Consider the following 3,281-nt stretch of genomic DNA (forward strand, 5'->3'; position numbering starts at 1 on the left):
CTGAGCAGTAATGCTACTGGCAGCACAACGAAGGCTCTGAATTCGTTGGGCCATGTCAAAGGGCCCGCTGCTGCGGGACGTGAGCACGTTGCGGCGGCATTACGCACATGATTTTGTGACACCCGTGGCAAAAGAACTGAAGCGCCCGAGCCGAACCGCGACAAGATATGCAGCGCTCAATGGCTTCGGCAGAAATTTGGCACAGTTTCGACAGTTCGCATGCACCTCCAGGGTCAAGGAGGTTGATTATGCCTGTTTATGTGGGTTGGCGATGCGAGCAGGAATTCCCACTACCTTTGCCCCGGCGGGAACATCGCGTGTGACCACGCTGCCAGCGCCTACGACCGCATTATCGCCAATCGTGACGCCAGGCAGAATGATTGCTCCACCGCCGATCCAGACACGGCTGCCAATGCGAACAGGACGCCCGACCTGCAGGCCGGCCTGCCGCTGCTCGGCATCATGTGGATGATCGGCGGTATAAATCTGCACGGCAGGCCCAATTGCCGTTCCTTGCCCGATTTTGACCTCTACCACGTCAAGAATAACGCAGTTGAAGTTGATGTAGGCATTGGCGCCAATTCGGATATTGAATCCGTAGTCGCAAAAAAAGGGCGGACGGATGACCGTTCCGCGCCCAACCTCTCCCAGCCGCTCGGACAAAAGCTCATGCCAATGCCCCGTGGTCTGCCCCAGCGTATCATTGTACCGCTTGAGCCAAGCCCCGGTGGCCAACAGGTCAGCTTGGATCTCCGGATCCGCCGCATTGTAAAACTCGCCTGCGAGCATCTTTTCTTTTTGGCTACGCATCATAGTCTCCCGTCAGGTCGTGTCCCGTGCAGTGATGCAGGAACGCACATCAAACTGGCCTCGGCAACTTTGTAACTCGGTCTTGCCGGGCGCGCGGTCACGAGCCGGGGCGACAGTTTCGTCTCGACCAACTTCTGCGAAGTTGGAAATTCGCAGATCAACCGGTCGCAGGGGCCAATACCTGACGAAGTCGGCGACTGTCCAGCGGTCGAACTCACTTTCATGCCCATCTCAGATTGGCGCGATATCGAGCGGTAAGCGATCAGCTTATGTATCGACCAGGTCCCGCCAGCGGAGATCTGCGCGTCGCCTCTACGCATGCTGGCGTGTCACCAATGATACATCGATTATTTCTGGATTTCAGGCACGTCGAGTTGATTTGCCCTTGCGGTGTAGAGCGAAGTTACTAGCCATAGGATTACTCCTTTTTAGTTTGTCAGTCGCAGAGCCCCAGTACGACTGGTGGTAGAAAGCACACGGCCGGAATCTTGGCAGCGCTGTTCACACTCACTTCGTAAGCCTGGCCGATGGGCTCGGCGCCAGAGCACCAATGCTTGACCTGCTCCAGCTCTTGCTCGGCGGGTTGTTTCAGAGACGCTTGATCTCGATACCGCGTTTTCTCAGCACGTAGCCGATCTGGCGCGGGGTTAAACCGAGCAGGCGCGCCGCCTTTGCCTGCACCCAGCCACACTTTTCCATGGCGGCAATGACCGTATCGGCATCGGGCACCCTACCACGAGTCGTGGCAGGGCCTATCGGTTGCCCGTCGCCGACGGGCGGGGCGGCACAGGCGGCGGAAGGCTCGATCGTAGTCGACTTCTCTGACGTCGGCGGTCCGTTCTTCCACAGCGCCGCGGCCAAGCACTGATCCGCGTAACAGGCAAAGTCAGTTCTGAGGATTGATGGACCCGTCGCCAGAACTGCCGTCCGTTGAACGCAGTTTTCGAGCTCTCGGATGTTACCTGGAAATTCGCAGTTCATTAGCACCTCAATCGCTTCGGGAGCGAAGGTCAGCGTGTGATCATTCTCAGTATTGAAATTCTTGAGAAACTGAGCGGCCAAGAGCGGAATATCACCTCGCCTTTCGCGCAATGCCGGCACGCGTAAAGTGACGACGTTGATGCGATAATAGAGGTCTTGCCGGAACTCCTTGCGTTGAACTGCCGTTTCCAAGTCCCTGTTCGTTGCGGCAATCACGCGAACATCAACTTTAATGGTGTGGTTGCTGCCGACGCGCTCAAACTCCTGCTCCTGCAGGACACGCAGCAGCTTAGCCTGGAACGAACCTGATATTTCGCCAATCTCGTCCAGAAACAATGTGCCTTTGTCGGCAGCCTCAAAGCGCCCCTTGCGCAAACTGCTCGCGTCGGTGAAGGCACCCTTCTCATGACCGAACAAGTCAGATTCCAGAAGCGTCTCGGTGAGCGCCGCGCAATTGACCTTGATGAAGGGCTGCTTGGCGCGAGGCGAGAGCTCGTGAATGGCTTTGGCAACCAGCTCCTTGCCGGTTCCGGATTCACCTCGCAACAGGACCGTAGTCTTCGCCTTGGCCACCTTGACAAGGTGCTCACGCAGCTTGCGCAGCGCCTGACTATCGCCAAGCATCTCCTTGCTGATCTTTTTACGTTCCATTTGGCAGCCCATCCCACTCCGCCACCCGCCGGTAGAACTGCACTGGACGGTGAGCTGTGTTGTATTTCGTCATCATCATTCTCGATCTCACCTTTGTTGCTTCGAAATTTCCGGCGCGCGGACGCCCTCGGCAAATGGCAATGGCGCCTGAGCATCGTTGCCTTTCACCAGGACGAGCGTCTTCTCCTCCGCGCGGGCGCTCGCAATATGCCGTTTGCGCAGGCCTTTACTCGACCGGTCGCCGTTCTGTCCGGCTTCTGCCGCACCGCAGCCTGCAAACCCATCGTTGACGCAAGAGAGGGAGGGGTCAATCGAGCTCTCCTTGCATTTGTGCAAGGAAAATTGTCAGTTTGATAGAATTCTATCAAAACGGCAGAAACGCCCCGCCCCCAATTTAGCTGTACCTGCGGCGTTCAGCGTACGTGACGACATGTGCGGACTTGTCCCAATTGCCATCCGAGTTGTGCGGAACAGTAGCCGCTGCGCTGTTCGCTTCAACCGCGTGATGCCGGAGACAGTAGAGGCGGCGGCTCGTCGAGCGAGGCTTCATTGTTCGGCTACTAAACCGGCTGTCCTTTGGTGGGAGTTGGTTTCGCCCAAGTTCTGGGCCTGGGGGGCGTCGGCCCGTTTCGCCGCACAGGCTCCTTCCACATCGTCGAGGCCGAGAAAGAGGGGCCACACAGCTCCCCCTGTATCACAATGCCCCGCCCCTCAAGCAGCTAGATACGACAGGTGACCTCAAATGAGGCGTCTTGCATGGCTTCTACACCTGCCTGAATGCCAGAACTGCGTTCGTGCCGCCCATGGCGAAGGCGTTGCTCATGGCGACGCGCACCTTG

General features: G+C 57.7%; 2 protein-coding genes and 1 pseudogene. All 3 read right to left on the reverse strand.

What is annotated here, in order from left to right; all coding sequences use genetic code 11:
- Positions 1–246: 246 nt before the first annotated feature.
- The 3 genes and pseudogenes from EOA79_RS30905 to EOA79_RS33285 all read right to left on the reverse strand — a co-directional run bounded on the left by EOA79_RS30905 (position 247) and on the right by EOA79_RS33285 (position 2,778).
- Positions 247–813, reverse strand: a complete 567-nt coding sequence (locus EOA79_RS30905; protein ID WP_128293617.1) for a sugar O-acetyltransferase — start codon at positions 811–813, stop codon at positions 247–249.
- Between the two features lie 585 nt (positions 814–1,398).
- Positions 1,399–2,439, reverse strand: a pseudogene (gene nifA, locus EOA79_RS30910) (nif-specific transcriptional activator NifA); the annotation flags it as partial.
- 90 nt (positions 2,440–2,529) lie between these two features.
- On the reverse strand, positions 2,530–2,778 hold the full coding sequence (locus EOA79_RS33285) for a hypothetical protein (RefSeq protein ID WP_095517117.1): 249 nt from the start codon (positions 2,776–2,778) through the stop codon (positions 2,530–2,532).
- Positions 2,779–3,281 lie beyond the last annotated feature (503 nt).

Source organism: Mesorhizobium sp. M1A.F.Ca.IN.020.03.2.1 (genome assembly GCF_004023205.1).
GTDB lineage: Bacteria > Pseudomonadota > Alphaproteobacteria > Rhizobiales > Rhizobiaceae > Mesorhizobium.